Source organism: Nonomuraea sp. NPDC004702 (genome assembly GCF_053601695.1).
Window position 1 is genome coordinate 43,552 of record NZ_JBSGCE010000023.1, and the last position, 26,391, is coordinate 69,942.

Annotated in this window: 18 protein-coding genes; 7 read left to right on the forward strand and 11 right to left on the reverse strand. The window is 73.3% G+C overall.

What is annotated here, in order from left to right:
* Nucleotides 1–13: 13 nt before the first annotated feature.
* Together ACWEJ6_RS26850 and ACWEJ6_RS26855 are read right to left on the reverse strand one after the other, a co-directional pair.
* A complete protein-coding gene (locus ACWEJ6_RS26850) occupies nucleotides 14–2,191 on the reverse strand; it encodes an amylo-alpha-1,6-glucosidase (RefSeq protein ID WP_452427096.1) in 2,178 nt (725 codons plus the stop codon).
* Nucleotides 2,192–2,377: 186 nt separating this feature from the next.
* A complete protein-coding gene (locus ACWEJ6_RS26855; RefSeq protein WP_452427098.1) occupies nucleotides 2,378–5,785 on the reverse strand; it encodes a phosphodiester glycosidase family protein in 3,408 nt (1,135 codons plus the stop codon).
* 105 nt (nucleotides 5,786–5,890) lie between these two features.
* On the opposite strand from ACWEJ6_RS26855, the gene ACWEJ6_RS26860 reads away from it, so the two are divergent.
* Nucleotides 5,891–7,084: a cytochrome P450 gene (locus ACWEJ6_RS26860; protein ID WP_452427100.1), complete on the forward strand. Its 1,194-nt coding sequence runs from the start codon at nucleotides 5,891–5,893 to the stop codon at nucleotides 7,082–7,084.
* On the opposite strand, the gene ACWEJ6_RS26865 is transcribed toward ACWEJ6_RS26860, so the two are convergent.
* Entirely contained in the window at nucleotides 7,044–9,293 is a 2,250-nt protein-coding gene (locus ACWEJ6_RS26865; RefSeq protein WP_452427102.1) for a hypothetical protein, read from the reverse strand. The two genes, ACWEJ6_RS26860 and ACWEJ6_RS26865, sit on opposite strands and share 41 nt — an antisense overlap.
* A gap of 176 nt (nucleotides 9,294–9,469) precedes the next feature.
* On the opposite strand from ACWEJ6_RS26865, the gene ACWEJ6_RS26870 reads away from it, so the two are divergent.
* From ACWEJ6_RS26870 to ACWEJ6_RS26885, 4 genes are all read left to right on the forward strand, one after another.
* Nucleotides 9,470–10,045 carry a DUF2690 domain-containing protein gene (locus tag ACWEJ6_RS26870; RefSeq protein ID WP_452427104.1) on the forward strand — a complete coding sequence of 192 codons (576 nt, stop codon included), beginning with the start codon at nucleotides 9,470–9,472 and terminating at the stop codon, nucleotides 10,043–10,045.
* A 69-nt stretch (nucleotides 10,046–10,114) separates the two neighbouring features.
* Nucleotides 10,115–12,685 (forward strand): pullulanase-type alpha-1,6-glucosidase, encoded by a 2,571-nt coding sequence (pulA, locus tag ACWEJ6_RS26875; protein WP_452427106.1) that lies wholly within the window; start codon nucleotides 10,115–10,117, stop codon nucleotides 12,683–12,685.
* A 156-nt stretch (nucleotides 12,686–12,841) separates the two neighbouring features.
* Nucleotides 12,842–13,552 carry a hypothetical protein gene (locus tag ACWEJ6_RS26880; RefSeq protein ID WP_452427108.1) on the forward strand — a complete coding sequence of 237 codons (711 nt, stop codon included), beginning with the start codon at nucleotides 12,842–12,844 and terminating at the stop codon, nucleotides 13,550–13,552.
* Nucleotides 13,553–13,752: 200 nt separating this feature from the next.
* Complete coding sequence (locus ACWEJ6_RS26885; protein WP_358010508.1) at nucleotides 13,753–14,475, forward strand: VIT1/CCC1 transporter family protein; 723 nt, start codon at nucleotides 13,753–13,755, stop codon at nucleotides 14,473–14,475.
* A gap of 43 nt (nucleotides 14,476–14,518) precedes the next feature.
* On the opposite strand, the gene ACWEJ6_RS26890 is transcribed toward ACWEJ6_RS26885, so the two are convergent.
* The 6 genes from ACWEJ6_RS26890 to ACWEJ6_RS26915 form a co-directional block, all read right to left on the reverse strand.
* A complete protein-coding gene (locus ACWEJ6_RS26890; RefSeq protein WP_387669431.1) occupies nucleotides 14,519–15,157 on the reverse strand; it encodes a LysE family translocator in 639 nt (212 codons plus the stop codon).
* Nucleotides 15,154–15,690: a cupin domain-containing protein gene (locus ACWEJ6_RS26895; RefSeq protein ID WP_364337566.1), complete on the reverse strand. Its 537-nt coding sequence runs from the start codon at nucleotides 15,688–15,690 to the stop codon at nucleotides 15,154–15,156. Before ACWEJ6_RS26895 ends, ACWEJ6_RS26890 begins: the two co-directional genes overlap by 4 nt.
* Nucleotides 15,691–15,709: 19 nt before the next feature.
* Nucleotides 15,710–16,066: a GerW family sporulation protein gene (locus ACWEJ6_RS26900; RefSeq protein WP_387669433.1), complete on the reverse strand. Its 357-nt coding sequence runs from the start codon at nucleotides 16,064–16,066 to the stop codon at nucleotides 15,710–15,712.
* Between the two features lie 27 nt (nucleotides 16,067–16,093).
* Nucleotides 16,094–17,461 (reverse strand): glucose-6-phosphate dehydrogenase, encoded by a 1,368-nt coding sequence (zwf, locus tag ACWEJ6_RS26905; RefSeq protein ID WP_452427111.1) that lies wholly within the window; start codon nucleotides 17,459–17,461, stop codon nucleotides 16,094–16,096.
* 2 nt (nucleotides 17,462–17,463) lie between these two features.
* A complete protein-coding gene (gene pgi / locus ACWEJ6_RS26910) occupies nucleotides 17,464–19,095 on the reverse strand; it encodes a glucose-6-phosphate isomerase (protein WP_452427113.1) in 1,632 nt (543 codons plus the stop codon).
* Nucleotides 19,096–19,230: 135 nt separating this feature from the next.
* Complete coding sequence (locus tag ACWEJ6_RS26915) at nucleotides 19,231–20,937, reverse strand: IlvD/Edd family dehydratase (RefSeq protein ID WP_452427115.1); 1,707 nt, start codon at nucleotides 20,935–20,937, stop codon at nucleotides 19,231–19,233.
* A gap of 62 nt (nucleotides 20,938–20,999) precedes the next feature.
* On the opposite strand from ACWEJ6_RS26915, the gene ACWEJ6_RS26920 reads away from it, so the two are divergent.
* Complete coding sequence (locus ACWEJ6_RS26920) at nucleotides 21,000–23,303, forward strand: phosphoketolase family protein (protein ID WP_452427117.1); 2,304 nt, start codon at nucleotides 21,000–21,002, stop codon at nucleotides 23,301–23,303.
* On the forward strand, nucleotides 23,279–24,457 hold the full coding sequence (locus ACWEJ6_RS26925) for an acetate/propionate family kinase (protein ID WP_452427119.1): 1,179 nt from the start codon (nucleotides 23,279–23,281) through the stop codon (nucleotides 24,455–24,457). The genes ACWEJ6_RS26920 and ACWEJ6_RS26925 overlap by 25 nt, the downstream gene beginning before the upstream one ends.
* A gap of 12 nt (nucleotides 24,458–24,469) precedes the next feature.
* On the opposite strand, the gene ACWEJ6_RS26930 is transcribed toward ACWEJ6_RS26925, so the two are convergent.
* Entirely contained in the window at nucleotides 24,470–25,894 is a 1,425-nt protein-coding gene (locus tag ACWEJ6_RS26930) for a PAS domain-containing sensor histidine kinase (protein ID WP_452427121.1), read from the reverse strand.
* 40 nt (nucleotides 25,895–25,934) lie between these two features.
* On the reverse strand, nucleotides 25,935–26,363 hold the full coding sequence (locus tag ACWEJ6_RS26935; RefSeq protein WP_452427123.1) for an ATP-binding protein: 429 nt from the start codon (nucleotides 26,361–26,363) through the stop codon (nucleotides 25,935–25,937).
* Nucleotides 26,364–26,391: the final 28 nt, after the last annotated feature.

A 26,391-nucleotide genomic window follows, 5' to 3' on the forward strand; every position in this document is an offset into this window, starting at 1 on the left:
GTCGGTCCGGTCGTCACAACGCCGGCAGGCCGTGCGCCCTGCGGGCGGGGCCGGAGCGGCAGGCGCCGCTGATCGGGCAGCGCGGTTCGGTGACCAGCTCGACGCCGTCGGGCAGGCCGGACACCAGCGGCGTGCCGTCCTCGCCCCTGACGCGGATGCCGACCCTGGAGTCGCCCACCGGCATGCCCTTGATCGTCACCTCCCCGAACCCCTCGGGCAGCGCCGGGACCAGCCACATCTTCCCGTACGGCACCCACGGGTCCAGCCGCAGCAGCGTGCGCAGGAGCTGGATGGGCGCGGCGGCGGCCCACGCCTGCGGCGAGCACGACGTCGGGTACGGCACCGGCCGCCCGTACTCCTCCTTGCCGAACCCGCAGAACAGCTCCGGCAGCCGCCCCCCGAAGGCGTGCGCGGCCTCCAGCAGCCCGACGGCGATGCGCTGGGCCTCCTCGACGTGGCCGTAGCGCATCAGCCCGGCGGCGATGATCGCGCTGTCGTGCGGCCACACCGAGCCGTTGTGGTAGCTCATCGGGTTGTAGGCCCCCATGGACGAGGCCAGCGTGCGCACCCCGAACCCGGTGAACATCTCCGGCGAGAGCAGGTGGCGGGCCACCTGCCGGGCCTTGTCCTCGTCGGCGATGCCGGCCCACAGGCAGTGGCCCATGTTGGAGCCGAGGCCGTCGATGGGCCGGCCGCGCCCGTCCAGGCCCATGGCGTAGTAGCCGGGGCCGGGCAGCCAGAACCGTTCGTTGAACGCCTCCCTGATCTCGCGCGCCCGCTGCACGTAGCGCCGCTCGGCGGCCTCGTCGCCCTGCTGGCAGGCGAAGTGGGCGCGGGCGAGGTAGGCGGCGTAGACGTAGCCCTGCACCTCGGCCAGGGCGATCGGCGGGCGGGCGATGGTGCCGTCGGCGAAGTTGACGCCGTCGAAGGAGTCCTTCCAGCCCTGGTTGACCAGGCCGCGGTCGGTCTTGCGCTGGTACCAGACGAAGCCGTCGCGGCCGGCGTACTCCTCGATCCAGGTCAGGGCGGCGTCGGCGTGCGGCAGCAGCTCCTCGACCGCCTCGCGGTGCACGCCCCAGCGGCGCAGCTCGCCGAGCAGCATGACGAACAGCGGGGTGGCGTCCACCGAGCCGTAGTAGGCCCGCCCGCCGTACGGCGAGGAGCCGTCCTGGACGCCGAAGCGCAGCTCGTGCATGATCTTGCCGGGCTCCTCCTCCGACAGGGCGTCGACCTTGGTGCCCTGGAGCCGGGCCAGCCGGCGCAAGGTGCCGAGGGCGAGCGTCTGGTCCAGCGGCAGCGCCATCCAGGAGGTCAGCAGCGAGTCGCGGCCGAACAGCGTCATGAACCAGGGCGCGCCGGCGGCGATCGCGGGCGGCTCGTCGGGATGGTCGCGGTCGAACAGGCGCAGGCTGCCCAGGTCCTCGCGGGAGCGGGCCAGGGCCTCGACGAGAGCGGCGTTCGTGCTCTCCAGGACGGGGGTGCTGGCGGTCCACTCGGCCAGGCGGCGGGCCGGCTCGGCGTGGTGGGGGGGATGGGCGACCGGGAACCGGGCCGCGGACTCCTCGCCCTCGTGGACCGGCGTCACCAGCACGGTGACGTGCCATTCGCCGCGGGCGGGCACGACGACGTCGAAGGTGAGCAGGCCCGGCGCGGTGACGACCGGCGTGCCGGGCGGTTCGACGGCGATCCTGGCGCCGCGGGCGCGGCTGGGCGAGTAGACCTCGATGCCGCGCTCGCCGGGGTTCATCTCGACGTCCTCGGCGGGCCAGCTGCGTTCGGACTTCACCTCGAACAGGTCGGCCAGGTCGGCGCCGGCCTGCACGCACACGACGCAGCCCGCGGCCTCCTCGGACATGTTGCGCAGCGTGAGGTCCTCGCGCAGCCCGCCGCCGACGTAGCGGTCGCGCACCACGAGCAGCGTGCTCTCCGCCCATCCGGGACGCGGCCGGGCCTTGCCGAGGAAGGTGGCGTGGTAGGGCTCGCCCATGATGACCTGCAGCGGCTCGACGGGATGGTCGTCCACGCGCAGCATCCAGCGGGACAGCAGGCGGGTGTCGGCGTGGTAGACGCCCTGCGCGCCGCCGGGGACGATGTCGCCGCCGCACTGGCACACGCAGAACGAGCCGCCCTCCACGAGCGTGACCGTGTCGCCCAGCGCGCCGGGTTGTCCCTCGAAGGTCCATGCGTTCACCGACGAACCCCCAGTCCTTCCCCCGGTCCCGCGCCTCGCGGGGGCAGGTCCCCGCACGTCAGGAGTGCTATCCGGGGGAAGAAGGGGAAATCCCATGACTGCCTAGATTCTTAACCCTTCATCCCGATATTTCGGTATCTGGGAGGGTTTCGGCCGGGGAGGGGGGTTCCTCCCCGGCCGGGGGCCTCAGGCGGCGGCCTTGGCGGTGAGCGCCACGGTCGCCTGGCGGGTGACCCCGCTGACGGTGACCGCGACCGTCACCTGGCCCGCCCGCAGGGCCGTGATCGTGCCCGTGCCCGGGTCGAGCACCGCCACGTGCCACGGCTTGGCCGTCTGGCGGGTGCCGACGTGCAGGTTGGGCGAGCCGGACCAGGTGACCGAGACCGGGTAGGCGGCCGGGACGGCCCGGTCGTCCTGCCGGATCGCCGCCGTGACCGGCGCGGGCGCGCCGACGGCGACGGTCGCGGGCGCGGTCAGCGTCAGCTCGTCCACGTGCGGCCGCACCTGCGTGCCGATCCAGTCGGGCGCGTCGGTGAACCAGTTGCGCCGTACGTGCTCGGCCTCGGCGGGCGTCACGGGGTCCACGCCCCACAGCGACCAGCCGGTGAAGCCGCCGTCCTCGGGGGCGGTGGCCGGGTTCTTGCCGGAGTTGCCGTTGATGAAGTACGGCACCGCGTCCACGCGCGAGGCGTTGAACGTGCCCACGTGCCCGCCGATGAAGGCCGCGCCCTTGCCGGTGTCACGCTGGAAGCCGGCCAGCCAGCCCTCGACCAGCGCGGCCTCCTTCCGGTCGCCGAGCTGGCTGCCCTTGCCCGGCGTGGGGTCGCGCGGCGGCACGTGGAACAGCACGGCGACGGATCCGACGGAGGCGTCCTTCGCCGCCTTGTCGAGCTCGGAGCGGAGCATCGCGACCTGGTCGTAGCCGCCGCCGCGCAGGTTCAGGCGGGAGGTGTCCAGGGTGACGAAGCGGGTGCCCTTGTGGTCGAAGGTGCCGTACGTGTCGCCGAAGACGGCCTTGAAGTTGTCGATCTTGCCGCCCATGACCTCATGGTTGCCGGGGATGTAGTGATATTTCAGCTCTCCTCCCAGCTCCTCGTCGAGGATCTTCTTCGCCAGCGCGAAGTCCTCCGGCGACGCCTCGTCCACCAGGTCGCCGTTGATCAGCAGGAAGTCGGGCTTGGCGGCCTTGATCTCCTTGAGCGTGCGGCGGGCGTTCCTGACGATGTCGCTGTCGGGGTTCCTGGCCACGAACTGGGCGTCCGACATGACCGCGAACCGCCAGGGCGCCTTGGCCACGTCCGCCTTGACCACGGGGTCGGCGACCTTGGGCACGGCGGGCGCGGTGATCGACGGCGGCACCTTGGCCACCAGGCCGTCGATCAGGATGTCGTTGGTGTACTTGGCGTCGGCCCTGGTCTCGGCCACGTAGAAGCGCCGGAGCTTGAGCGGGTAGTTGACCCCGGCGGGCACCGGGAACTCGACGTACTGCCAGCCGGTCCACGTCAGGTACGGCCCGCGCAGGATCTGCGACTGGCCGAGCGCGTCGTAGAACTCCAGGCTGGGCCACTCCCCCTTGCCGGTGGAGTTGATCCACAGCCCGAACGCCTGCGGCTGCCCGTCCACCACGATCTGCTGCGGCGGGCTGGCGTAAGCGGCCCGGGTGGCGGTCGAGGTGGTGAAGTCGTAGGACAGCTTGAGCCCGCCGCCGCTCTGGCCCGGCGCGGCCGACAGCGAGCCGGTGGCGCGGGCGGCGGCGAAGGTCCACTTGGCCGCGTCCTCGAAGTCGGCGACCGGCTTGGACTCGAAGCCGACCGTCACCGGCACGGCCGTGGTGATCTTGCCGACCTTGGCGGTGATCAGCCCGGAGCCGGTGGCCTGCCGGGCCTTGACGGTGAAGTAGCCGTGCTCGGCCGGGGTGACCTCGAACAGGTTCCGGTCGTAGTCGAGCGTGAGGTCGTCCGGCTCGATGGGCGCGGAGTTGCCGTTGTGGTCGTAGCCGACGACGCCGAAGGCGGCGCTGCCGTCGGCGCCCGAGATGCCGAGCCGGTCGGCCGTGGCGCCGAGCCGCTGCAGCGGCTGGAGCACGGTCAGGCCGATCGTGCCCTTGGCGCCGCCGCGCGCGGCGGTGACCGTGGTCTGGCCGGGCACCAGGGCGTGGAACCTGCCGTTCCTGATCACGCCGTGCACGGCCGGGTTGGCCCGCCAGGACGGCGTGCCGGCCGCGGGGCCGTACGTCTCGTCGTAGCCGGCGGCGGTCAGCCGCCTGGTGAGGCCGGGGAAGACGCGGTCGGGGCGGCCGCCCGCGACCGGGCCGACGCCGGGCGCCTTGGCCGGGTCGCTCGCGGTCTCCAGCCAGAAGCCCTTGAGCTTGCCGCTGCCCTCGGGCGCGTACAGCGCCAGGCCGTTGGGCACGTGGCGCTCGCCGCCGTCGGAGGGGCTGTTCTCCACCTGCACCTCGGCCGAGCCGGGCTCGCGCGCCAGCAGGGTGGAGGAGCCGCCGCCGTCGAGGTTGAGCGCGTTGGCCGCGCCCAGGTCCACCATCATGGCGGCCAGCTCGTTGAGCGTGACGCCGCGGCTGTCGGCCTGGCGGCCGTCCACGGTCAGCAGGTACATCTTCCTGCCGTCGGCGGAGAAGCCCACGGCGGTGCGCGGGTGCGCGGCCGCGTCACTGCTGTTCTGCACGACGCCGTCCTTGACCAGGACGTAGTTGCCGCCGACGGCCGCCTTGACGGCGGCGCCGTCCGACGCCTTCGGCTGGTACTTCACGTCCACGCGGTCGCCGGCCTTCAGGGCCGACAGGGCGGCGGCGCCGGCGTCCCGGCCGAGCAGGATCGTGGTGCCGGCCGGGATGGGCCCGGTGCCGGCGGCGTTGCGCACCTCGGTGACCACGCCGTCCACCAGCACGACCTCGGCGACCGTGGCGGCGCCCTCAACGGCGCGGGCCCGGCTGTAGGAGCCCCACAGCGGCGTGAACAGGCCGACGCCGCCGTTCTGGACCATCTGGTTGAACTGGGTGAGCGCGATCGGCGCGCCGCCGGAGGGCGTGGCGGTGCCCTCGAAGTACATCTTGAGCACCCGCCCGACGCCGTCGCCGGTGACGGCGACCGCGTTGTCGTGCCCGGCGGCCGGCGACTGGACCAGCGTGCCGTCCTGCACGCCGATGCCCTGGGCGGCGCCGGAGTTGTTGATGTCGAAGAAGTCGCCGTTGACCGCCGCCACCGCGCGGGAGCGCCCGGCGGGGCCGGACAGCGGCTCGGTCTTGGTCACCTCGCCGGAGAAGACGTAGTCGGCCCTGGGCCCGCCCTTGCCGCCGCCGAGGTCGGCGGTCAGCGCGTCGGCGCGCAGCCAGCCCAGCGCGTCGTAGGTGTCGAACGAGGTCAGCGAGAGGCCCGGCGCGACCGGCCGGGTCCTCTTGGCCGTCTCCAGCCGGGGCTGCCCGGCGGTGGCCTGGCTGATCAGCGTGGAGGGCGGCGGGTAGGAGGACGCCTTCAGCGCGTCCTCGGCGGGCGGGGCGGGGTCGGCCTGCGCGGGCGCGCTCAGGGCCACCGGCCCTAACACGAGCGCGGCGGCGGCCAGGAAACGGAGGGTCTGCACGACCGAACTCAATCGTTCGTGGATATAAGTTTCAAGACTTCGGAGTGAACTAAAAGAAAATTTCAGATCTTGTGGCGCCCCTGACCACGCCCGACGATGGGACGCGTGGATCGACAGGCGCTCTACCGCGACCCGTACCCGCTCTACGCCCGCGCCCGCGCCGCCCCCGGGCTCACCTTCGTCGAGGAGCTGGACGCCTGGCTGGTGGCCCGGCACGACGACGTGCGCGAGGTGCTGTCCAGGCCGGACGACTTCTCCTCCCAGGGCGCCCTGCGGCCCGACGTGATCCCGAGCCCGCGGGCCTTCGCCGAGCTGGCCGGGGTGCCGGGCGGCGCGCCGGTGGTGCTGAGCACCGACGGCGAGGCGCACCGGCGCTACCGCAGGCCGCTCACCCGCGGCCTGTCGCCCGCCCGGGTGGCCGCCGCCCTGCCGTTCGTCACCGCCACGGCCGCCGACCTGGTCACCGCGTTCGTCAAGGCGGGCGGGGGCGAGTGGATGTCCCGCTACGCCAGGCCGCTGCCCGCCGCCGTGATCGGCCACCTGCTGGGCCTTCCCCCGGCCGACGTGCCCACCGCGATCAGGGGCGGCTTCCGGGCCGAGGACCTGCTGTTCACCCCGATGCCCGAGGACGAGCAGATCGCCGCCGCCCGCGACGTGGCCGCGCTGCGGCGGCTGCTGGCCGCCCACGCCGCCCGTTCAGGCGAATCCGGCGACCTGACCGGGGAGGTGGTGCGCGGCCTGGCGCCCGGCCCCGGCGAGCCGACGCCCGCCCAGCGCGACGAGATCGCCTCCAACGTCGAGAACGTCATGCTCGCCGGGCACCTCACCACGACCGCGCTGCTCGGCTCGGTCGTGCACCGCCTGCTGCGCGACCGCCGCCAGTGGGAGCTGCTGTGCGCGAGCCCGGCCGAGCTGATCCCGCCCGCGATCGAGGAGGCCGCCCGGTACGAGGCGCCCGTCCAGGGCTTCCGCCGCCGCGTCACCAGGCCGCTCACCCTGGCCGGCACGCCTTTGGACGAGGGCTCGACGGTCTTCGTCTCCTTCGCCTCGGCCGGCCGCGACGAGGCGGTGCACGAGCGGCCCGACGTCTTCGACATCACCCGGCCGCGCGCCCGTCATCTGGCGTTCGGGCACGGCGTGCACGGCTGCCCCGGCGCGTTCCTGGCCCGCGAGCAGCTCCGGGTGACGCTGGAGCTGCTGGTGGCCGAGCTGCCCGGCCTCCGGCTGGCCCGCGCGGACGTCGTGATGGCCGCCACGCTCATCCACCGCGCGCCCGAGGAGCTCCATCTGACCTGGTGAGCCGGGCCAGGGTCTCCTCGTAGGCCGGGTCGAGCCAGTAGTCGGAGTGCCAGCGCGCCTCGGGCAGCGGCTCGCCCGGCCCCGGCTGGAGCGGGTCCCAGCAGAACCGGTCGACGGTCTGCTCCCCCTCGCCCGCCGGACGCGGCCCGAACGGGTCGACCCGGCGGAAGACCGGCCCCCCGATGGGATCGCTCAGCCGGTACAGGTTCGTCCAGCGGACGGCGTCGCGCATCGCCGACAGGCCGGGGGTGCCGAAGTAGGCGGGGAAGAAGGCGGCGTACAGGCGGCGCAGCGGCGAGCCGTGGGTGAGCAGCCGGACCCGGGGCCGCAGCTCGGGCCGTACCTGGAGGACGAGCGCGGCGGTGAGCACGCTGCCCTGGCTGTGGCCGGACAGCACCACCTCGTCGTCGGCGGTCCTGGTCAGGGTCTTGACCCGGGCGAGCAGCTCGGGGATCACCCGCTCGGTGTAGCAGGGCGGCGCCAGCGGGTGGATGGCCCTGGGCCAGAAGGTCGAGACGTCCCACAGGATGCCGACCGTGCGGCGCAGCCGCGTGTCGCTGTACGTGCGGCGGCCCAGCAGGACCAGGCCCACGACGATCGCCGTCATGGCCCAGCTCCCGATCGAGGCCAGCAGCCCGGCCAGCCCGCCCACCGGGGCGAACAGGTGGAACCGGTAGATCACGGTCACCGCGCCGGAACCGGCCACGCCGATGCCGGTGAGCACGGCCAGCACGAGCCCGGCGCGGTCGGTGAGCGCGGCCAGCGCCCACTTGCCGGCCACGTCACGGTCGTAGGCGCCGTAGTAGGGGGTCAGCTTCGGGGTCAGCGCGGCGGCGGCCGACCCGCGGGCCAGCCACAGCTCGGCCGCCACGGCGACGAACCCGATCACCAGCAGCGGCACGAGCGCGGCCGTCCACCAGACCGGGTCGTCGAGGTAGAGCCTGCGGTCGACCGGCCCCGGCTCGGCGACCGAGGCGGGCACGCCGAAGAACGTGGCGGTCCAGAACAGCAGGCCGAGGGCGAGCACGTTGGCGCTGCCGGCCGCCACCATCAGCGTGAACCAGGCCGCCATGCCGCACATCGCCCGCCGCTCGATCGGGTCGCCGGCCTCGGCCGGCCGGTCCATGCGCGCCAGGACGAACGTCGCCACCAGGATGAACAGCCCGAGCCCGACAGTCAGCGCGAACTGGAACGCTCCAACGCCGATGCCGGGCAGCTGCCGCCCCGGCAGCGCGGGCGACATCCCGGCCAGGGCGGCGGCGATCGTGGCCACGAAGGCCAGCGGCCCGGCCACCCGCAGCGCCCGGCACGCGCCGGTGAGCCAGGGCGGGACCGCCTCGCCGGGGGCCAGCCGCCTGGCGATGCCGGGCAGCGCCGCCAGCACGGCGGCGGCCACCTGGACGGCGGCGTTGGCGGCCGTCAGCGCCAGCCCCCGCGGGTCGCCCACGAACGGCGCCGACACCGCCAGGCCGATCGACCCCAGCGCGAAGGCGACGTGCACGGCCCGCAACCGCCACACGGGGGCGCCGCCGTGCCACAACCGCGGCCGGGCCAGCAACGGCCCGGGACGCGAGCCGCCGTCGTGCGGGATGCCGGTCTGCTCGTCGCGCTCCCAGGTGCGCCGCGCCAGCCACCACAGCAGCACGACCACCGCGAACGGCGCCAGCGCGGCGACCGCCAGCCGCCGCGACGGGTCGGCGCCCCACAACTCGCTCATCCAGTGGACCCAGGCGGGCGCGCTCTCGCGGGCGCAGGCCCGGCCGGCCGCGGTGCACTGCCAGCCGACGAGGTCGACGCTCGCCCGGGTGACCGCGCCCACGAGGGTGCCGGTGAGCAGCAGCGCGAACAGCCGCTGCGCCGCCTCGGCCACGTGCCGCAGGCGGGCGCCGGCCGGAGGTCTGGGGAGCATGAAGTAGGACAGGTTGGCCAGGGAGAAGGGCAGCAGGAGCAGCCAGAGGGCGATGGTCCTGCCGCCCGAGGTGAGGCCGCCCCAGGCGTAGGCCTCGCGGTGGCGGACGCCGGGCACGTCGTCCTGCTCGCCGTCGGGCCGGCCGCCGGGCCACCAGCGGCGGTAGAAGCCGGTGGTGGCGTCGCCGGCGATCTGGCGGGGGTGGGGATGGTTGAGGATGCTCGCCGGCGGGGTGCCGGAGACGCCGTGCACACGTAGTTCGGTCATGCCTCCGCAGGTGGGGTCCAGGAATCCGTCCATGAGCCCAGGATCACGCAAAGTCACCGATTACGCAAAGTAATGACACGGTCACGAAAGCGGAGTCGTGCTATCGGGACCTCTCCTGGCGGCTAGAGCCTTGTTGGGAAAGCCGCATTTCCGCACATCGGGGGCTTGCCGGGCGTACATCTGTAGCGAGGGCACCGAAGCGAGGCATCATGACGACGACGCTGCCGCAGCAGCATTCACCGGGACCGGACGATCAGATCCGCTCCGCGCGGATCAACGGCTGGTTCGCGGTGCTCGCGGCGGTGCTGGCGGCGGTGGTGACCTTCGTCGGTACGGTCGCCTACCAGGAGGCCGCCAAGGAACGCCAGGGCTGCGCCGCGACCCCGAGCCGCGAGAACTGCGACAAGAAGGACGCGAGCGTCACCGGCTGCGACAAGGACGCGGTCACCGTGCCGGGCGGCACCGCCGTGCGGACGGTCGCCGCCGGGAGGATGATCCTGGAGCTGCGCTGGAGCCGCACCTGCCAGACCCTGTGGGCGCGGGCGCAGCCGCAGAACGACGTCTTCTATCTCCAGCCCTGGACAGAGCCCGACAGAAAGGACGCGACCCGCTTCTTCGCGGCAGGCGAGCGCACCCGGGGATGGCTGGAGTCGCCGATGGCCTTCAGCCCGGGAGGGAACGTCGCCGCCAAGGCGTGCTCCTTCGGCGGCCACGGCCGGGCGGACGCCGAATACGCCTGCACGGCCATGCTGATGCCCGACGGCACCGACGTCACCGAGAGCTAGGGCCTGCGCCCGGCCCCTCCGGCGCGGCGTCCTCGCATGGGCCGCCGCCGGGCGGGCACCATGATCTACGTGACCGCGATCGGCGACGGCGAGGCGCGGGCCCACTGGATCGACAGGGAGACGGTCGTCTGGACGGTGGATCCGTCGCTGACGCACGCGCTGGCCTGTGCCCCGGCCGGCGGCATCGCCTGCCACGACGGCCGACTGACCGGCCATGCCGTGACCGTCCCGCTCACGCCGGGCGCGCTGGACGAGGTTCGGATGCGGGCGTGGCCGCACCTGGCCGGCGGCACCGCGCTCAAGCTGCGCCCCGAGGACGCCGGGCTGGTGAAGGAGGCGCTGCGCGGCCAGGTGGTGGCCGTGGCCCGCGACGGCTCGGGCGCGGTGGCCGCGGCGACCGGCGTGCAGATCCCGGGCGTGCTCGACGACGTCTACGCCGGGGCCGTGCGCGCCGGGCTCGGGCCGTCCGGACGGCTGCTGCCCCGGCTGGCCCTCTGGGCCCCCACCGCACGGCGGGTGGAGCTGGCGCTCGGCGGCCGCCTGCACACGATGCGGCTGGACGAGGAGACCGGCGTGTGGTCGATCCGCGGCCTGCCCACCTGGTACGGCAAGGACTACACCTACCGCGTCACCGTCTACTCCCCCGCCGCGGGAGGCGTCGTCACGAACGAGGTCACCGACCCCTACAGCCTGGCCGCCGCGCCCGACGGGGTGCGCAGCAGGCTGGTGAGCCTGGACGACCCCGCGCTAAAGCCGCCCGGCTGGGACCGGCTGGCCAAGCCCGCCCCGGTCCCGCTGGACCGCGCGGTCATCTACGAGCTGCACGTACGCGACTTCTCCGCCTCCGACGCCACCGTGCCCGAGGAGCTGCGCGGCACGTACGCGGCCTTCCGCCACGACGGCGACGGCATGCGCGAGCTGCGCGCGCTGGCCGCGGACGGGCTCACCCACGTGCACCTGCTGCCGGTGTTCGACGTGGCCACGATCCCCGAGCGCCGGTCGGACCGCACCGAGCCCGGCTGCGACCTCGCCGCCCTGCCGCCCGACTCCGAACGGCAGCAGGAGATCGTGGCGCTCACCGCGGACCGCGACTCCTTCAACTGGGGCTACGACCCGCTGCACTACACCGTCCCGGAAGGCTCGTACGCGACCGACCCGGACGAGCGGATCAGGGAGTTCCGCGCCATGGTCGCCGCGCTGAACGAGGCCGGGCTGCGTGTGGTCATGGACGTGGTCTACAACCACACCCACTCGGCGGACGTGCTGGACCCGATCGTGCCCGGCTACTACCACCGCCTGATGGAGGACGGCTCCCTGGCGACCTCCACCTGCTGCGCCAACACCGCGCCCGAGCACGCCATGATGGGCCGGCTGGTGGTCGACTCGGTGCGCACCTGGGCCAGGCAGTACAAGGTGGACGGCTTCCGCTTCGACCTCATGGGCCACCACCCGAAGGCCAACATCCTGGCCGTGCGCGCCGCCCTCGACGCGCTCACCCCCGAGCGCGACGGCGTGGACGGCCGCTCGATCATCCTGTACGGCGAGGGCTGGAGCTTCGGCGAGGTGGCCGGCGACGCCAGGTTCGAGCAGGCCACGCAGGCCAACATGGCCGGCACCGGCATCGGCACGTTCGACGACCGGCTGCGGGACGCGGTGCGCGGCGGCGGCCCGTTCGACGCCGACCCGCGCGTGCAGGGGTACGGCTCCGGCCTGGCCGGCGCGCCCAACGGCGCGCCCGCCAACGGCTCGGAGGAGCAGCAGCGCGAGCGCCTGCGCCACTGCACCGAGCTGGTCATGCTGGGCCTGACCGGCGGCCTGCGCGACTACGTGCTGCCCTCGGGCCGCGCGGGCTCGGAGGTCGAGCACAACGGCGCCGCCGCCGGCTACGCCGCCCGGCCGGACGACGTCGTGTCGTACGTGGACGCGCACGACAACGAGACGCTGTTCGACGCGCTGGCCTACAAGCTGCCCGCGGGCACGCCGATGGCCGACCGGGTGCGCATGCAGGTGCTGTCGCTGGCCACGGTGCTGCTGGGGCAGGGGGCGGCGTTCGTGCACGCGGGCAGCGAGCGGCTGCGCTCGAAGTCGCTCGACCGCAACTCCTACGACTCCGGCGACTGGTTCAACCGGCTGCTGTGGGACTGCTCGGCGGGCAACGGGTTCGGCGCGGGCCTGCCGCCGCGGGCGGACAACGAGGCCGCCTGGCCGTACGCCCGGCCGCTGCTGGCCGACCCGGCGCTGCGTCCCGGCTGCGCGGCGATCGGGGCGGCGCGGGCGGCGTTCGGGGAGCTGCTGCGGATCAGGGCCTCGACCCCGGCGTTCGCGCTGGGCACGGCGGAGGAGGTGCGGCGGCGGCTGTCGTTCCCGGCCGGCGGCGAGGGCGTGATCGTGATGCGGGTGGACACCGCGGGGCTGGACCCGCGCTGGGACGCGGTGGTCGTGGTGCTCAACCCCACTCCGTCTCCCTGCACGCGGGCGCCGGGGGTGCCGCCGGGCCGCCGGGTGGCGCTGCACCCGGTGCAGGCGGCGTCGGCGGACGAGGTGGTCAGGCGGTCGTCCTACGACCCGGCGGCCGGCACGCTGACGGTTCCGGCCCGTACGGCCGCTGTTTTCGTCATAAATGCCGAAAATTCCTCATAAATTAAATTCTTTGGTGCCATAACCATGAATAGCGGTTGAGGAATGATCGCATCGCCTGAGGGAACCATTCCTGTGGAAGATGCCCGATCACTGGCTTTGACGCGCCCGACAGCGCAAACTGGCTGGACGGCGATCGCGTGGAGCATGGAGCACCCCGTGGACAATCACCTTGATCACATGCCGGTCCTGTCCCGCGGCAGGCATCGCAACCCGAAGCGCGGCGCCTGTTTCATGGAACTGGCGTCCTACCTGGCCGGCGAGCGGTGGAGCGACCACCCGGCCTGCACCCATCCGCTGCTGGCCGCGCTCGCCCGCCTGGTCAACGACAACACCGGCGACGAGAGCCGCGCCCAGTTGGTCGGGCTCGTGCCGTCCATCATCGGGCTGGCCGGCGACGACCTGCGGATCGACGCGCACATCGCGCTGCGCTGCGCGACCACGGCCCTGCCCGTCGCCGCCGCCGAGCGCCAGCTCGCGCTCGCGGTGTCGGTGCTGGCGGCCGAGGAGATGCTGGCCAGGCTCGACGGCGCGCCGTCCGGCCGGCTGAGCGAGCTGAGCCGCAGGGCGATGGAGCAGGTGCCGCACGCGGCCGAGCAGGCCAGGCGCTTCAGCCGGGCCGCCAAGATCACCGAGAAGGGTTTCCGCCGGTACGCGGCGCCCAACGCGGTGCAGCTCGCCGTGGTCGGCATCGTCCAGGCGTGCATCAAGGACCCCGACGCGCTGCTGCGCAGGCTGCTGGAGGACGCGATCGCCGACTGCGACGCGATCGTCAACGGCCCGAGGGCCGCCCGGTCGGGTGCCGCTCAGCCGGGTTCCGCTCAGCCTGGTCCCGCTCAGCCGGCTCCCGCCAGCCCGGCGCACGCCTGACCCCGTCCGCGTCCCTCCGGCTCCCGCACGCCGCGGGCTCCGGGGGGACGTTCGCGTTTTCGCCCCCGGGCACGTGGTCGCGCGTGCACGGGCGGTGACGCAGCGGGAAAACCGCAGATCAGGCTAGCCTCTCCTTCGTTGCGGATCATGCCGGAAGGGCCTAGATTCCGTGACGAACTGCCAATAAGGGGAGGATTGTCATGACGATTGAGCTTGCCCGGCCCTACTCTCCTGAGAAGCACCACAGCCACCGTGACGTCACCGGCGGCTGGTTGCGCCCGGCGGTGTTCGGGGCGATGGACGGCCTGGTCTCCAACGTGGCGCTCATCGCCGGCGTCGTGGGCGCCGCGGGCGCGGGGCGCGGCGCGGTGCTCGCCGGGTTCGCCGGCCTGGTCGCGGGGGCCTGCTCGATGGCGGCCGGCGAGTACACGTCGGTGCGCTCCCAGACCGAGCTGATGCGGGCCGAGATCGCCGTGGAGCGGCGCGAGCTGGCCCGCAACCCCGACGGCGAGCGGGCCGAGCTGGCCGCCCTCTACCGGTCGCGCGGCCTGGACGCCGACCTCGCCCGCCGGGTCGCCGAAGGGCTGTCGGCCGATCCGGAGCAGGCGTTGCGCGTGCACGTGCGCGAGGAGCTGGGCGTCGACCCCGACGACCTGCCCTCGCCCTACCTGGCGGCCGGCTCGTCGTTCCTCGCCTTCGCCGCGGGTGCGCTGGTGCCGCTGGCGCCGTTCCTGTTCGGGGCGTCGGGGCTGTTCCTGGCGCTGGCGCTGAGCATGGTGGCGCTGTTCGGGTTCGGCGCGGCGGTGGCCGTGATGACCGCGCGGCCGTGGTGGCTGGGCGGCCTGCGCCAGCTCGGGCTGGGCGCGGGCGCCGCCGCCGTCACCTTCGGCCTCGGCCACCTGCTCGGCGTCGCCGTCTCCTGACGCGACCGCGCGCTGGTTCACGGCCGGGCCGTCGAGGGGCCGGTCAAGGGCGGCCGGCGACGGCCAGGTTGACGCCGAGGCCGATGAGCGCGGCGCCGGTCAGCCCGTCCACGGCCTTGCGCACGCCGGGCCGGGCGAACACCCGGCGCAGCGTGCTCACCACGTTCGCCACCGTGAGGAACCAGACCATCGTGCCGGCCAGCGCGACCGCCGACAGCAGCAGCGTGTCGCCGAACGCGGCCCCCTCGCTCACGAAGTTCGGCACCAGGGCCACGAAGAACAGCGCGGCCTTGGGGTTGAGCACGTTGGTCAGCAGCCCCTCGGCGAAGGCCGCCCACGGGCCGCGGTCGGCGGGGGCGGGCAGGCCGAGGTCGAGCGCGCCGCCCTTGCGCAGGGCCGCGCGCAGCGCCTTGACCCCCAGGTAGAGCAGGTAGGCGGCACCCACGATCTTGACCACGGTGAAGGCCGTGGCCGAGGCCGCCAGCAGCGCGGCCACGCCGGTGCCGGCGGCCATCACCCAGACGGCCACGCCCACGGCGATCCCGGCCGCCGCGGCCATGCCGTGCCCGCGCCCGGACAGCGCCGAGCGGCGCACCACGACCGCGAAGTCGGGACCGGGCGACATCGCCCCGAGCAGCACCAGAGCGCCGAATCCCACGAACTGCGTCAAAGAGGTCATCATGGCGTCCACCTTACGAGGACCCGGCCCTCGGGGATCAAGGTGGACAGCTCCCACGTCCAGCTCGGCACCGTGATCATCTCGGCCGGGTGGTCGAGCGGGACGGGCGTGTCCAGCAGCACGGAGTGCGAGGTGAGCGGCAGCCCGCCTTCGGGGACGACGACGCTCACCAGCGGGGTGCGCAGGCTGGGCCCGTCGGGCTCGTCCAGGTCGCTGGACACCCAGGTGGGCTCGCCGTCGAAGAACGTGCACACCAGCGCCCCCGCCGGCGCCGCGCCGGAATGGCGCAGGGCGCCGGCGGGCAGCCAGGCGTGCTCTCCCGGCAGGTACGCCACCCCCGACACCCGCAGCTCGCCCTCCAGCAGCACGAACTCCTCCCCCGCCAGGTAGTGGCCGCGGCCGGGACGGCTCCACCGGGGCGGGAAGCGGACCAGCGACGTGCCGCCGCCCAGCGGGGCGACCCGCACCGGCAGGTTGGAGCCGGGCAGCAGCGCCTCGTGGCCGGGCAGCCCCGCGTCGAGCAGATCGATGAGCACGTCAGATGATGTGCCCCCGTTACCTCCTGTGACGCCACTTCTTGAAGATGGTCCGGATCGTCAGCACCAGGGCGAGGCCGACGAGCTGGCCGCCGAGCACGATCCGGTTGACGTCGACGGCCGGACGCCACTGCACGTCGCCGTCCTTGATGACGAACACCCCGGCGGGGGTGGCGCTGTAGCCGAAGCCGCCACCGCCGCCGCTGCCGAGCTCCTCCCCCTTCTCGTCCCGGCCCTGCCCCTGACCGGCCCCGCCGCCCTGGGCGACCCGGGCGACGGGGATGACCAGGACGTCGCCGTGGTGGATCGGCTCACCGAAGACGCGCCTGACGGTGACGGCGTCCTTCGACTGTTCCAACAGCTCCTTGATGTCCATGGGCCCATCGTTCACCCGGATCGGCCGCTAGTCGAACGTGGTGGAGATCTCGTGCCAGCCGCCCGGCGGAATCTTCTCCGCCGGTTCGGGCCCCCAGGTGCCCTTCTCGTACGGCAGCGGCTGGTCGGGCAGGTCGAGCAGCCGGCCCACGATCCGCCACGACTCCTCCACCAGGTCGAACCGGGCGAACCGCCGCGGGTCGCCGCTGACGGCGTCGGTCAGGATGCGCTCGTAGGCGGCCTCCATCGGCCCGAGCACCTTGGTGAAGTCGACGCTCACCGGCACCGGGATCGTCCGCTGCCGGCCGGGCTCCTTGGCCAGCACGTCGAAGGTCACCCCGGCGTCGGGCTGCAGCCGGAACCTGATGAGGTTGGGCCCCGGCGGCACGTCGCCGCCGCGGAACATCGTCACCGGCGGCTTGCGCAGCTCGGCCACGATCTCCAGGTCGGTGGTGGGCAGCGCCTTGCCAGAACGGATGCACCAGGGCACGCCCGCCCACCGCCAGCTGTCGATGTAGAGCCGCATGGCGACGAACGTCTCGGTGGTGGAGCCGGGCCGGACGCCGGGGGTGTCGAGGTAGCCGTCGTACTGGCCGCGCACGACGTGGGCCGGGTCGACGGCCTGGACGGCGCGCAGCACCCGCCACTTCTCGTCGAGCTGCGCGCGGGCGTCCATGGACGGCGGCGGGTCCATCGCCAGGATGGCCAGCAGTTGCAGCAGGTGGTTCTGGACCACGTCGCGGACCGTGCCGTTGGCGTCGTAGAAGCCGCCGCGGTCGGCGACGTCGAAGTCCTCGGCCATGGTGATCTGCACGCTGCGCACGTAGTTCCGGTTCCACAGCGGTTCGAGCAGCATGTTGGCGAACCGGAACACCATGAGGTCCTCGACCGGCTCCTTGCCCAGGAAGTGGTCGACCCGCCGCAGGTGGTCCTCGTCGAAGTACTTCAGCAGCTCGTCGTTGAGCCTGCGCGCGGAGTCGAGGTCGTGCCCGAACGGCTTCTCCACCACGAGCCTGGCCTCGTGGTTGAGCCCGGCCCCGGCCAGCCCCTCGGCGACGACGGAGAACAGCGCGGGCGGCACCGCCAGGTAGTGGACGAGGAACCCCTTGCCCTCGACCTCCTGCCGCAACTTCGCGAACGTCTCGGGGTCGCGGTAGTCGCCCGCCACCAGCCGCAGGTTGCCGGCCAGCTTCTCGAAGGCGGCGTCCTGGACGCCGCCGCACGCCTCGCGGGCGTGCTCGCGCAGCGCGTCGAGGTCCATGTCGGTCTTGGCGACGCCGATGATCGGCAGGTCGAGCCTGCCGTCGGCGGTCAGGCGGTAGAGCGCGGGGAGCAGCATCTTGCGCGCGAGGTCGCCCGTGACGCCGAACAGGACCAGCGCGCCCGCCCGCCCCATCTCTAGGCCCGCCTTCCGCGCAGCTCGCGGTACCTGCGCACGAGTTGTTCGGTCGAGGAGTCGGGGAAGGTCTGCGGCGGCTCGTCGGAGGTGAGCGCGGGCGCCACGTCGAGCGCCATCTTCTTGCCCAGCTCGACGCCCCACTGGTCGAAGGAGTCGACGCCCCAGATCGTGCCCTCGACGAACACGATGTGCTCGTAGAGCGCGACGAGCTGGCCCAGCGTGGACGGCGTGAGCTTGGTCGCCAGGATCGTCGAGGTGGGCCGGTTGCCCGGCATCACCTTGTGCGGCACGATCTCCGGCGGCGTGCCCTCGCCCGCGATCTCCTCGGCGGTCTTGCCGAAGGCCAGCGCGCTGGTCTGGGCGAGCAGGTTGGCGGTGAGCTGGTCGTGCATGCCCTCGCGGTCCTCGAACGGCTCGGCGAAGCCGATGAAGTCGGCCGGGACGAGCCGGGTGCCCTGGTGCAGGAGCTGGTAGAAGGCGTGCTGGCCGTTGGTGCCCGGCTCGCCCCAGAAGATCTCGCCGGTCGGGACGGTCACCGGGCTGCCGTCGGCGCGCACCGACTTGCCGTTGGACTCCATGGTGAGCTGCTGGAGGTAGGCCGGGAAGCGGTGCAGCCGCTGGCTGTAGGGCAGCACGGCGCGGGTCTCGGCGCCGAAGAAGTCGGTGTACCAGATGCCGAGCAGGGCCATCAGGACCGGCATGTTGGCGTTGAAGGGCGCGGTGCGGAAGTGCTGGTCCATGCTGTGGAAGCCGGACAGCATCTCGCGGAACCGGTCCGGCCCGACGGCGATCATCAGCGACAGGCCGATGGCGCCGTCGTAGGAGTAGCGGCCGCCCACCCAGTCCCAGAAGCCGAACATGTTGTCGGTGTCGATGCCGAACTCGGCGACCTTCTCGGCGTTGGTGGAGACGGCCACGAAGTGCTTGGCGACCGCGTCCTCGCCCAGCGCGCCGACCAGCCAGGAGCGGGCGACCCTGGCGTTGGTCAGCGTCTCCAGCGTGGTGAAGGTCTTGGAGGCGACCACGAACAGCGTGCTGGCCGGGTCGAGGTCGCGCAGGTTGCCCAGGATGTCGGCGGGGTCGATGTTGGAGACGAACCTGGCCTCGACGCCGGCGTCCACGTAGTCGCGCAGCGCCTCGTAGGCCATGGCCGGGCCGAGGTCGGAGCCGCCGATGCCGATGTTGACCACGGTCCTGATCGGCTGCCCGGTGGCGCCCTTCCACTCCTTGGACCTGACGCGGTCGGCGAAGGCGCTCATCTTGTCCAGCACCGCGTGCACGTCGGCCACGACGTCCTGGCCGTCGACGACCAGCTTGGCGTTCTCCCGCATGCGCAGCGCGACGTGCAGGACGGCGCGGTCCTCGCTCACGTTGATGTGCTCGCCGCCGAACATCGCGGCGATGCGCTCGCGCAGGCCCGCCCGCTCGGCCAGGGCCACCAGCAGGTCGATCGTCTCCTGGGTGGCGCGGTGCTTGGCGTAGTCGAGGTAGAGGTCCCCGGCGCTCACCGTCATCCGCCCGGCTCTGCCCGGGTCCTCCGCGAACAGCTCACGAAGCCGCTTTCCCGCCAGCTCCTCGTGATGCTTGCCCAGAGCCGCCCACTCCTGGCTCTGGCTGATGTCGCCGTTCACCGCTTCCTCCTCATACGTCGTCAAACCTGATCACATCGTCCCGCACTCGCGGGAGATCCGCTGAGCCGGGCTCCCGTAGGGAACCCCGTACCCCACGGGGAAGATTCCGCGCATGGCGCCGGGCACTCTTTGCTCTCAATGGGACTCCCGGCCGGGGGCGTCGCCGGAGGAGCCCGTCAGGAAGTCGAGGTCGGCGCCGAGGTGCGCCTGGGTGACGTGGTCGACGTACAGGCGCTCCCAGCCGCGGGCCGGCCGGGCGTGGCCGGTCATGACCGGCTCCCTGGCGGCCAGCTCGGCCTCGGGGACGTCCACGTCGAGCCTCCTGGCGGCCACGTCGAGCACGATCGGGTCGCCGGTGCGCACCCGTGACAGCGGGCCGCCGGCCGCGGCCTCCGGCGAGGCGTGCAGGACGACCGTGCCGTACGCGGTGCCGCTCATCCGGGCGTCGCTGACCCGCACCATGTCGCGCACGCCCCTGGCCAGCAGCTTGCGCGGCAGCGGCAGGTTGCCGACCTCCGGCATGCCCGGGTAGCCCCTGGGGCCGCAGCCGCGCAGCACCAGCACCGAGGTCTCGTCGACGTCGAGGCCGGGCGAGTCGAGCCGGGCGCGGGCGTCCTCGACGCCGTCGAAGACGATCGCCCGGCCGCGGTGGCGCAGCAGCTCCGGCGAGGCGGCCGCGGGCTTGATCACGGCGCCGTCGGGCGCGAGGTTGCCGCGCAGCACGGCGATGCCCGCGTCGGGCAGCAGCGGGTCGGAGCGCCGCCGGATCACGGTGTCGTCCCAGATCTCGGCGCCGGCCAGGTGCTCGACGAGTGGCCTGCCGGTGACGGTGATCGCCCCGGGGTCGAGCAGGTCCTCGACCTCCCGCAGCAGGGCGGTCAGGCCGCCCGCCCGGAACAGGTCGTCCATCAGGTGGCGGCCGGCGGGCTGGAGGTCGGCCAGCAGCGGCACGCCCGAGCCGGCCCGGTCGAAGTCGTCGAGGCTCAGCTCGACGCCGAGCCGCCCGGCGATGGCCAGCAGGTGCACGACCGCGTTGGTCGAGCCGCCGATCGCGGCCAGCGTCACGATGGCGTTGAGGAAGGAGGCCCTGGTCATGACGTGGCTGGGGCGGCGGCCCGCGCGTACCAGCTCGACGGCCAGCCGGCCGCTGTCGTGCGCGCGTTCCAGCAGACGGCTGTCGGGGGCGGGGGTGCCGGCCGTGCCGGGCAGCGTCATGCCGAGCGCCTCGGCCATGCAGGCCATGGTGGAGGCGGTGCCCATCGTGTTGCAGTGGCCGCGGCTGCGGATCATGGACGACTCGGAGGCGAGGAACGCCTCGCGGGAGAGCGTGCCGGCCCGCACCTCCTCGCTGAGCCGCCACACGTCGGTGCCGCAGCCGAGCGGCACGCCGCGGAAGTGGCCGGTCAGCATGGGCCCGCCGGGCACGACGAGCGCCGGCAGGTCGACCGAGGCGGCGGCCATGAGCAGCGCCGGAACGGTCTTGTCGCAGCCGCCGAGCAGCACCACGCCGTCGATCGGGTTGGCCCGCAGCAGCTCCTCGGCGGCCATCGCGGCCAGGTTGCGCCAGAGCATGGCGGTCGGGCGCACGTTCGTCTCGCCCAGCGACAGGACGGGCAGGTCGAGCGGCACGCCCCCGGCCGCCCACACGCCGTTCATGACGCCGCGGGCGACCTCGTCGAGGTGGGCGTTGCAGGGCGCGAGGTCGGAGGCGCTGTTGGCGATCGCGATGTGCGGCCGCTCGCCCTCGAACGCCTCGCGCGGCAGGCCGCGGCGCATCCAGGCCCGGTGGATGTAGGAGTTCCTGTCGTCACCGGAGTACCAGAGGGAACTGCGCAGCGCCATGTGACGGCACATTATCGGCAGCCCGGGGATTCAGCACCGCCTGCGGAGGAATGGGCAAGGACATGGACCACATAGACGCGTACTGGCGGGCGGCCAACTACCTGTCCGTCGGGCAGATCTACCTGCTGGACAACCCGCTGCTGACCGAGCCGCTGCGCCCCGAGCACATCAAGCCGCGGCTGCTCGGCCACTGGGGCACCACCCCGGGGCTGAACTTCTGCTTCGCCCATCTCAACCGGGTGATCTCCGAGCGCGACCAGGACATGATCTACATCGCCGGTCCCGGCCACGGCGGGCCCGCCGCCGTCGCGCACGCCTGGCTGGAGGGCTCCTACACCGAGCGCTATCCGGACGTCTCGCAGGACGTCGAGGGCATGCGGCGGCTGTTCCGGCAGTTCTCCTTCCCCGGCGGCATCCCCAGCCACGTCGCGCCCGAGACGCCCGGCTCCATCCACGAGGGCGGCGAGCTGGGCTACTCCCTGGCCCACGCCTACGGCGCCGCGTTCGACAACCCCGGCCTGGTGGTCGCCTGCGTCATCGGCGACGGCGAGGCCGAGACCGGCCCCCTGGCCGCCAGCTGGCACTCCAACAAGTTCCTCGACCCCCGGCGCGACGGCGTCGTGCTCCCCATCCTGCACCTGAACGGCTACAAGATCGCCAACCCCACCGTGCTCGCCCGCATCCCCGAGCAGGACCTGTTCAAGCTCATGGAGGGGTACGGCTACCGCCCCCACCTGGTCGGCCCCTCGCACGAGGAGATGGCCGCCACCCTCGACACCGTCTTCGACGAGCTGGCCGAGTACAAGGACGGCCAGGACCGGCGGCTGCCGATGATCGTGCTGCGCACCCCGAAGGGCTGGACCGGCCCGCGCGAGGTGGACGGCAAGCCGGTCGAGGGCACCTGGCGGGCCCACCAGGTGCCGCTGGCCGGGGTCCGGGAGAACCCGGCGCACCTGGCGATGCTGGAGGAGTGGATGCGCTCGTACCGGCCGCAGGAGCTGTTCGGCTCCGACGGCAAGCCGGTCGGGGAGGTGCTGGCGACGGTGCCGCGGGGGCCGCTGCGGATGAGCGCCAACCCGCACGCCAACGGCGGCGAGCTGCTGCAGCCGTTGCGGCTGCCGGACTTCCGCCGGCACGCGGTCGAGGTCAAGTCCCCGGCCGCCCAGCTGACCGAGCCGACGCGGGTGCTCGGCGGGTTCCTGCGCGACGTGATCGCCGGCAACCCGCGCAACTTCCGGCTGGTGGGCCCCGACGAGACCGCCTCCAACCGGCTGCAGGACGTGTTCGAGGTCACCGACCGGGCGTGGGAGGCCGAGCTGCTGCCCACGGACGAGAACCTGGCCCCGGGCGGCCGGGTGATGGAGGTGCTGAGCGAGCACCTGTGCCAGGGCTGGCTGGAGGGTTACCTGCTGACCGGCCGGCACGGCCTGTTCAACTGCTACGAGGCGTTCATCCACATCATCGACGCCATGTTCAACCAGCACGCCAAGTGGCTGGAGTCGTCGCAGAAGATTTCGTGGCGGCGGCCGGTGGCGTCGCTGACGTACCTGCTGTCGTCGCACGTGTGGCGGCAGGACCACAACGGCTTCAGCCACCAGGACCCCGGCTTCCTCGACGTGGTCGTCAACAAGAAGGCGTCGGTGGTGCGGGTCTACCTGCCGCCGGACGCCAACACCCTGCTGTCGGTGGCCGACCACTGCCTGCGCTCGCGCGACTACGTCAACGTGATCGTCGCGGGCAAGCAGCCGGTGCTGGACCTGTTCACGATGGAGGAGGCGATCGCGCACAACACGCGCGGCCTGGGCATCCTGCCGTGGGCCTCCACCGACCAAGGCAGCGAGCCGGACGTCGTGCTGGCCTGCGCGGGCGACGTGCCCACCCAGGAGACGCTGGCCGCCGCGGCGCTGCTGCGCGAGCACCTGCCGGAGCTGAAGGTGCGGGTCGTCAACGTGGTGGACCTGATGCGGCTGCAACCACGGTCGGAGCATCCGCACGGCATGCCGGACGCCGAGTTCGACACGCTGTTCACCGTGGACCGGCCGATCATCTTCAACTTCCACGGCTACCCCTCGCTCATCCACCAGCTCGCCTACCGCCGCACCGGGCACGCCAACATGCACGTGCGCGGCTACAAGGAGGAGGGCACCACGACCACGCCGTTCGACATGGCCATGCTCAACGACATCGACCGCTACCACCTGGTCATCGACGTCATCGACCGGGTGCCGGGGCTCGGCTCCAAGGCCGCGCACCTGCGCCAGCGGATGAGCGACGCGCGGCTGCGGGCCCGCGCGTACACCAGGGAGCACGGCGAGGACCCGGCGGAGATCAGGTCGTGGACATGGCCGGCCGAATACTCGTCCTGAACACCGGCTCCTCCTCCATCAAGTACGAGCTGGTGGACGTGCGCACCCGGGAGCGGCCGGCGCGCGGGCTGGTGGAGCGCATCGGCGAGGAGCGCGGGCGGCTGACGCACCACGCGGACGGCGGGCCGCCGTACGTGCGGGAGGAGCGGTTCGCCGGGCACGCCGAGGGGCTGGCGGCGATGCTGGAGGCGTTCGCGCGGGCCGGGCCCGAGCTGGAGCCGGTCGCGGTCGGTCACCGGGTCGTGCACGGCGGCACCCGCTTCACCGGCCCGGCGCTGGTCGACGACGAGGTGATCGCCGCGATCGAGGAGCTGGCGCCGCTCGCGCCGCTGCACAACCCGGTGAACCTGGCCGGGATCCGGGTGGCGCGGACGGCGTTCCCCGGGGTGCCGCAGGTGGCCGTGTTCGACACGGCGTTCCAGCTCACGCTGCCGCCGCAGGCGTACACGTACGCGGTGCCGCGGGCCTGGCGGGAGCTCGGCGTGCGGCGCTACGGCTTCCACGGCACCTCCTGCGCCTACGTCTCCCGCCGCGCCGCCGCCCTGCTCGGCCGCGACCTGGCCGGCCTCGACCTGGTCGTGCTGCACCTGGGCAACGGCGCCAGCGCGACGGCGATGTCCGGAGGGCGCAGCGTGGACACCTCCATGGGGCTGACCCCGCTGGAGGGGCTGGTGATGGGCACCCGTTCCGGCGACGTGGACCCCGCGATCGCCGGCTACCTGGCGCGGGTGCGCGGCATGGGCGGCGAGGAGGTGGAGCGCGCGCTCAGCCACGAGGGCGGCCTGCGCGCCCTGGCCGGGACGCTGGACATGCGCGAGGTGCGGGCCCGCGGCGACGAGGAGGCCCGGCTGGCCCTGGAGGTCTACACCCGGCGCATCCGCAAGTACGTGGGCGCGTACTACGCCCTGCTCGGCCGCCTGGACGCCATCGTGTTCACCGGCGGCGTCGGCGAGCACGACGCGGCCACCCGCGCGGAGTCGCTGGCCGGGCTCGACCGGCTCGGCATCACCGTGGACCCCGCGCTGAACGCGGCCGGCCCGGCCGGTGAGCGGGCGGTCTCGCCGCCGGGCGCGGAGGTGGCGGTGCTGGTCGTGCCCACGGACGAGGAGTGGGAGATCGCCCGTCAGTCCCTGGAGGTGCTCCCCCGCCGCTGAGCGCCGCTGCGGTCAGGCGTGGGGGACGGCCGGGACCCAGAAGTCCACGGTGGTCCCGGCCCCCGGCCGGTCGGTCAGGCTCCACCAGCCGCCCGCGATCTCGGCCCGTTCGCGCATCTCGATCAGGCCGAAGTGGCGCAGCGGCCCCTCGGCGTCCGGCGGCAGCCCGGTGCCGTCGTCGGCGACGCGCACGTGCACGCCGCGGTCGAGCGAGACCAGCGAGAGCCTGATGGAGGTGGCGCGGGCGTGCTTGCGCACGTTGGTGATCGCCTCCTGGCAGATCCGGAAGATGGTGACGGCGGCCTCGGGCGGCGGGTCGGCGTCGAGGCGGTGGTCGATCTCGAACGACAGGCCGGTGCCGGCCGTCACCTGCCGCAGGTAGCCGGCCAGGCCCTCGACCAGGCCCTCCTCGTCGAGGGCCGGCGGGCGCAGCTCGAAGGTCAGGTCGCGCAGGCGGGCGACGGCGGCCTCGACGGCCTCGCCGATGCCGCGCACCTCGGCGGCCCGCTCACCGGCGAGGCCGCGCTCCATCGCGCGCAGGCGCATGCCGACGGCGACCATGGACTGGATCGTGTCGTCGTGCACGTCGTAGGCGATGCGCCGGCGTTCGACCTCCTGGGCGCGGACCAGGTGGGCCAGCAGCATGCCGCGTTCGTCGAGGGCGCGGGCCACGTTGCGGCGCTCGGTCAGGTCGCGGGTGACCTTGCCGAACCCGCGCAGCTCGCCGCGGTCGTCGTGCAGGGCGGTGATGACCACGCTGGCCCAGAACCTGGTGCCGTCCTTGCGGACGCGCCAGCCCTCCTCCTCCCACCGGCCGTCGGCGACGGCGACCTCCAGCTCCATGGCGGGTTTGCCGGCCGCGACGTCCTCGGGCGGGTAGAAGACCGAGAAGTGGCGGCCGATGATCTCCTCGGCGCGGTAGCCCTTGATGCGCTCGGCGCCGGCGTTCCAGCTGACGATCCGGCCCTGGGCGTCGAGCATGAAGATGGCGTAGTCGACGACGTTCTGGACCAGCAGGCGGAAGCGCTCCTCGCTGTCGCGCATCGCCTGCTCGGCCAGGCGGCGCTCGGTCAGGTCGCCGGTGACCTTGCCGAACCCGCGCAGCAGGCCCCGCTCGTCGCGCAGGGCGGTGATGACCACGCGCGCCCAGAACCGGGCGCCGTCCTTGCGGACGCGCCAGCCCTCGTCGGCCACCCGGCCGGCCGCCGCCGCGCGGCCCAGCAGTTGTTCCGGACGACCGGCCGTGACGTCCTCGGGCGGGTAGAACACCGAGAAGTGGCGGCCGATGATCTCCTCGGCGCGGTAGCCCTTGATGCGCTCGGCGCCGGCGTTCCAGCTGGTCACATGGCCCGCGGGGTCGAGGAGACAGATCGAGTAGTCGACGACGCTGCGGACGAGCAGCTGGATGTCCTCTGACTGCCTGTCTTGACCGGGCATACTGCAGCTTCGCACGGCCCGGCGGCAGACCGAAACTCGATCATGCCCTGGAGCGCTCCTGGGCGGGCGCGACGACGTGCGGCGCCAGCTCGCACCACACCACCTTGCCGCCTTCGCCGGCCCCCTCGGCGCGGGAGACGCCCCAGCCGGTGGACAGCAGCTCGATGACGTGCAGGCCCCAGCCGTTGTCCGGACCGGGCTCGCGCGGCTCGGGCAGGCGGTGGCCGCAGTCGCGCACCTCGATCCGCACGTGGGCGGGGGTGCAGCGGATGCGTAAGGCGGGCGGGCCGTCGCCGTGCACGAGCGCGTTGGTCACCAGCTCGGAGACCACGAGCAGGACGTCCTCGCGGCGCCCGCGGTAGCCGCACGCGGCCAGCACCTCACGTGCTCTCTGTCGGGCCGCGGTGATGCTGCCCATCTCTTCCGGCAGCTGGGTGTCCACCTGGTACGGCGCAGCGAAACTGCCCATCCTCCTACTGTCGGGCAGTACAGGACTG

Coding starts and splice junctions, on each gene's coding strand:
- ACWEJ6_RS26865 (WP_452427102.1), bottom strand. CDS start 9,293: ATGGACGGATTCCTGGACCCCACCTGCGGAGGCATGACCGAACTACGT.
- ACWEJ6_RS26885 (WP_358010508.1), top strand. CDS start 13,753: ATGACGATTGAGCTTGCCCGGCCCTACTCTCCTGAGAAGCACCACAGC.
- ACWEJ6_RS26935 (WP_452427123.1), bottom strand. CDS start 26,363: ATGGGCAGTTTCGCTGCGCCGTACCAGGTGGACACCCAGCTGCCGGAA.
- ACWEJ6_RS26915 (WP_452427115.1), bottom strand. CDS start 20,937: ATGGCGCTGCGCAGTTCCCTCTGGTACTCCGGTGACGACAGGAACTCC.
- ACWEJ6_RS26930 (WP_452427121.1), bottom strand. CDS start 25,894: ATGCCCGGTCAAGACAGGCAGTCAGAGGACATCCAGCTGCTCGTCCGC.
- ACWEJ6_RS26870 (WP_452427104.1), top strand. CDS start 9,470: ATGACGACGACGCTGCCGCAGCAGCATTCACCGGGACCGGACGATCAG.
- ACWEJ6_RS26925 (WP_452427119.1), top strand. CDS start 23,279: ATGGCCGGCCGAATACTCGTCCTGAACACCGGCTCCTCCTCCATCAAG.
- ACWEJ6_RS26890 (WP_387669431.1), bottom strand. CDS start 15,157: ATGATGACCTCTTTGACGCAGTTCGTGGGATTCGGCGCTCTGGTGCTG.
- ACWEJ6_RS26920 (WP_452427117.1), top strand. CDS start 21,000: ATGGACCACATAGACGCGTACTGGCGGGCGGCCAACTACCTGTCCGTC.
- ACWEJ6_RS26900 (WP_387669433.1), bottom strand. CDS start 16,066: ATGGACATCAAGGAGCTGTTGGAACAGTCGAAGGACGCCGTCACCGTC.
- zwf (WP_452427111.1), bottom strand. CDS start 17,461: ATGGGGCGGGCGGGCGCGCTGGTCCTGTTCGGCGTCACGGGCGACCTC.